The sequence below is a fragment of the Streptomyces sp. NPDC006655 genome (genome assembly GCF_040703965.1).
Classification (GTDB): Bacteria; Actinomycetota; Actinomycetes; order Streptomycetales; family Streptomycetaceae; genus Streptomyces.
On the sequence record NZ_JBEYJU010000243.1, the window covers coordinates 1 to 1,676 of the forward strand.

Annotated in this window: 2 protein-coding genes and 1 pseudogene; 2 read left to right on the forward strand and 1 reads right to left on the reverse strand. The window is 67.3% G+C overall.

The genetic code is table 11. The features are described from left to right. The first annotated feature begins 101 nt into the window (after positions 1–101). Positions 102–623 (forward strand): DUF6262 family protein, encoded by a 522-nt coding sequence (locus tag AB0958_RS45035; RefSeq protein ID WP_366896280.1) that lies wholly within the window; start codon positions 102–104, stop codon positions 621–623. Here AB0958_RS45035 and AB0958_RS45040 read toward each other — a convergent pair. After that, positions 607–958 (reverse strand): annotated as a pseudogene (locus tag AB0958_RS45040) (hypothetical protein); the annotation flags it as partial. The gene AB0958_RS45035 and the pseudogene AB0958_RS45040 overlap by 17 nt on opposite strands. A 341-nt stretch (positions 959–1,299) precedes the next feature. Between AB0958_RS45040 and AB0958_RS45045 the strand changes: the two are divergent. Next, the gene (locus AB0958_RS45045; protein ID WP_366896281.1) at positions 1,300–1,650 is read left to right on the forward strand and encodes a hypothetical protein; all 351 of its coding nucleotides are present in this window, start codon (positions 1,300–1,302) and stop codon (positions 1,648–1,650) included. Positions 1,651–1,676 lie beyond the last annotated feature (26 nt).

Genomic DNA, 1,676 nt, shown 5'->3' on the forward strand with positions numbered 1-1,676 from the left:
TGCCGGTCGGGTCCAGGCTCATGACGGCCAGGCAGACGCACTTGAGGGCGGCCTGGTCGGTGGGGAAGTGCCCCCGGGCCCGGACGGCCTTGCGGATCCGCATGAACACCAACTCGTTGACCGAAGGCCGCAAGGCCGACTCGGCCCGACGTCGGCAACGCGTCATCAAGGCCATCAACGCCGCCAGGCGTGATGGCACGGTCATCAACGTCTCCGGCATCGCACGGCAGGCCGGGGTGGACCGTGCCTTCCTCTACCGCCACAAGGATCTGCTCGCCCAAGTACACGCGGCCGGCGCCGAACCGCCCGGCGACGGCACCGGTCCTCACGTCAGCCGGGCCTCCCTCCAGGCCGACTTGGCGGACGCTCTGGAGCGCAGCAACCGCCTCGCCGCCCGCGGCCGACAACTGGAAGCCAAGCTCTCCGAACTCCTTGGCGAGCATGCGTGGCGGGAGTCCGGCCTCTGGGCGCCCGACGACATCGACCAGCTCAAACGCCGCATCACCAACCTCGAACAGGAGGTCGTCACCCTGACCAGTCAACTGGAGGAACGCGACGAAGAACTCATGGCGGCGCGCGCAGCCAACCGGCAGCTGATCAGCCGACTCAACGCGAGCCACTGACCTCGGCCGACGAGGGGGCGGCGGGACGATGATCACCGTCCGCCGCCGCCACGTCGACGAGCTGGAACGCATGCATGCCGTCCATGGGGGTGCCATCGGGATTTCAGCCCGAAGGCGGCCGCGAGAACGATGGGGAAATCGGCCTCAGGGACAGTGGTGCGCAGCTCCGCGAGGACGTCGGGAAAGTCGGCGTCATAGATGGCGCCCAGGTACTCCTGGCGCAGGCGGTGGATGACCTCGACCAGCTCGGGCCGCAGCCGCATCCAGGCGCGGGACGTCAGGATCTCATCCGCAACCTGGTCCATGAACCAGCGCATGACCTCGTACGGGATGTCCTCGGGCGCGTACAACAACGACAACAGGGCCTCCGGGAACCGCTCGGAATGGGGTCGCACCCCCGAGCTACCAGGAGGCCCTTCATGCGCATACGGCCGGATGATCACCCGACCGGGAGGTTGCCCGTTGTTCCCCGCCACATAGGGCACGCGAGGGGCGCGCTCCAGCCGATGTGGGCCGTGGGGGCCCGTCTTTGAAGTGGTTCTCGGCACGCTTGAATGTGAGGGTGACGAAGTGGGGGCGCCCGTACGTACCTCGGACGGCCGAGCTCGTGCCCGTACTCCTGGATCAGGTAGAGGCAGGGGCTGGCAGCGAGAGCGTGTGGCGCGAGCTATGGACCATGCTGTGCATCGAGGGAGAGACCCTCGTCCCCGGGAGTCTCGCCGCGCTGCCACGTCTGGTCGCGCTCGCCCGGAGCGAAACGCAAGCGCTGGAGATGGCAGGGGCGATCGTGCGCAGCGCTATGACGGACGACCAGGGCGAGCGCATGTTTGTGGAGAGCCCCGACGCCATCGCGGAGCTTCGGGAACTGGTGGACCAGCGTCTCCAAACACGTCCGGCCGACTACATCTGGGGCTATCGCACCCTCCTCGCGATCGAGGGGCAGTTCCACTGGAGCGCCGTGCTAGGGTGCGTTTCAGAAGTGGATCTTGATGTGTCAAGATCCACTTCGTGGGGAGGCACGATCTGACGAATGCGCAGTGGGCGAAGCTGGAG

Bases quoted from the DNA above. Each gene is read 5' to 3' on its own strand.
- AB0958_RS45035 (WP_366896280.1), top strand. From the start codon at position 102: ATGAACACCAACTCGTTGACCGAAGGCCGCAAGGCCGACTCGGCCCGA.
- AB0958_RS45045 (WP_366896281.1), top strand. From the start codon at position 1,300: ATGCTGTGCATCGAGGGAGAGACCCTCGTCCCCGGGAGTCTCGCCGCG.